At 29.3% G+C, this 2,429-nt stretch carries 2 protein-coding genes; both read left to right on the top strand.

The window, feature by feature from the left end; all coding sequences use genetic code 11:
- Positions 1-155 precede the first annotated feature (155 nt).
- Entirely contained in the window at positions 156-1,151 is a 996-nt protein-coding gene (locus tag ACFSX9_RS15775; protein ID WP_379809440.1) for a DUF4365 domain-containing protein, read from the top strand.
- Positions 1,152-1,350: 199 nt separating this feature from the next.
- The gene (locus ACFSX9_RS15780) at positions 1,351-2,037 is read left to right on the top strand and encodes a hypothetical protein (protein ID WP_379809442.1); all 687 of its coding nucleotides are present in this window, start codon (positions 1,351-1,353) and stop codon (positions 2,035-2,037) included.
- The last annotated feature ends 392 nt before the right edge of the window (positions 2,038-2,429 follow it).

Here is a 2,429-nt window from a genome sequence, read left to right on the forward strand (position 1 = left end):
TGTACAACAGCCGTTTGTAGCAATTGCTAGGCTTGGCTTGTGTTCGGAATTTTCTCCGAAAATTCCACGAGGAGTTTTGTACTTGTAATCTTTTGTCTTAAATTTACGCAACTGCCACAAGCGACAACACGTTGTGCGACACTTTAAAAAACCCGATGACAAGAAAAAAACAGAGAGTTCTTCAACATATAATGGAGGATGAATCATACGAAATTATAAAAAGACAAATTCCAAAACATTGGGTAATAAGAGAATTTAACAGACCTGATTATGGTATAGACTTGGTCATTGAACTTTTCGAAATCGTAGATGAAAATATTGCTGAAACATTAGGGGAATTTATTTATGTACAAGTAAAATCTGTTAAAGAATTAGAGTGTAAAGTCGAAAAAATATTTGAAGTAGGAAATGTTGCCAAAGGCGTTTGGATTGAAAATAAAAAAACATACGCAAATATTGAAGTTATTAAATATCCATTTGATACAAATTCAATATACACATTCCAATCTTTGGGAGGAAGTGTTTCAGTATTACTATTTGTAGTCGATATAAAAAATGAAGAAGTATATTTTGTTTCTCTTAATGACTATATCGATAAAATCATATTACCAAAAACACCAAATTATACGGAACAAAGTTCACTGACTATTACTATTCCAGTTTTAAATAAATTATCTAACCAAGAGATAACAAATAATGCTCTTAAATTCTATGGGAAAAGAGCGAAATTACTCGCTTTATTTTCAAAAGTCTCTTACCAAAAAAATGAAATATGTCACTTATTTGGTTTCAAAAATTACCCTGTATGGACATATCGAGATGAAATTGAAAAAGATAAAAAATATGAAAAAGAAGAGATAAAAATTCAACTATTATATTTTATATCACAAATAGAGGAACTTGATATTTGGGAACATAATGAATGGATTGTATTACCAGAAGCAATAAAAGATATTTTGATTGTAAAAGATTTGTTGATAAAAGATGAAATAGAATGGAATCAAATAAAAGATAAAGTAATTATTCTATGGCATCAATTAACTAATTTGGGCACTATGTATGAAGAAATTTGTCGCGAATGGTATCTGCCAAAGATTATTGGTTTAATGACTTCATATCCAACTATACCTGAAATTATTGATGAAAAATAAAAGCGATCGCACAACATCGGTTTGGCAATATGGCGGGTTTAGTGCTAAATCGAAGAATTTTGCTTCCTTTGAAGTTCAGTCATAATAGAAAATTTCGGCTTCCTTATCCGCCACATCGCCAAGCCGAAAACCGTTGGCAGAAAGATTGAGAAAAAATCGTGCCTTAATTAAATTTGATTTTTTAACAAAAAAAAGCAGAATGGAAATTACAATTGATTTACAACGAATTTTATGGCACGAATTAGGTCACTTTTGTATTGACTTAATAGATACAAAAAGGGATGAAAATTTTTCAATCGATGCTTTTTGGGTTTCTTATCATAAAGTTGCAATTTCCGACCATAAATGGGGTGGCGGAGTAAAAGTAATTCCATCAATAAAATATGAAGTTTTAGTTGAAGATATTGACAAAACTTCTTTTTCAATTTTAAATGTTATATCAGGATGCATATTTCAAACAGTTTTTATAAAAGAAATAATTAAAAATGAAATTTCTACTAAAGATTGTTTTTGTCCGCAAGGTAGATGTGCAGGACAGCAAGATTTTTTTACATTTCATGGAATAACTTCTAAAATAAGAAATAGATACGGGCTCAGTCGTGAATTAATATATTTTTCCGAAATTGAACTATTTGATATTTATTATAATCTTATAATAGAAAATAAATTATTTATAGAAAACATAAGTGAATTAATTACTTACTATGCAAACAAAATTTTTAAAAAATACGAACAATCAGATAATAAAGATGAGTTTTTTTACTATTTTAATTTTGATGAGATTCAATTATTAAGAAAAGAAGTTTATGATATTTTAGTAATAACTTCATTTGAAAATACAATCGAAATATTAAAAGAAAAAATCAAAGATAAAATTATCGCTTAATGAAAAAAACATAAAAATCCTTCTGCCAACAGCCGTTTGGCGAGATTGGGGTTTTAGGCTTAATTTAAAGATGGTTTTGTACTTGGAAAATTTGTGTTTAATGGAAAAATCTCGCATATTTATACCCCAACCTCGCCAAGCGCCAAGACGTCAGGCTGTGAAAAAACCTTGTTTTTTTCACAATTTCGCTTTTAAAAGCTCTTGTAAACTTCAATACCTTCGTTCTACGGCACACTATTTTTTAGACTGCAATTGGTAACTCTTTTTCATTAAAGCCGTAATAATGGCTGTAATAACTCGTTTTAAAACTAAAATAACCTTTCCTTTTGTAAGGTGACTTCCATTTCTTGAGTTTATCTATTAAATCCGGTACGCCCAGTATATTTATGGAG

The sequence above is a fragment of the Flavobacterium ardleyense genome, assembly GCF_042686085.1.
GTDB lineage: Bacteria > Bacteroidota > Bacteroidia > Flavobacteriales > Flavobacteriaceae > Flavobacterium > Flavobacterium ardleyense.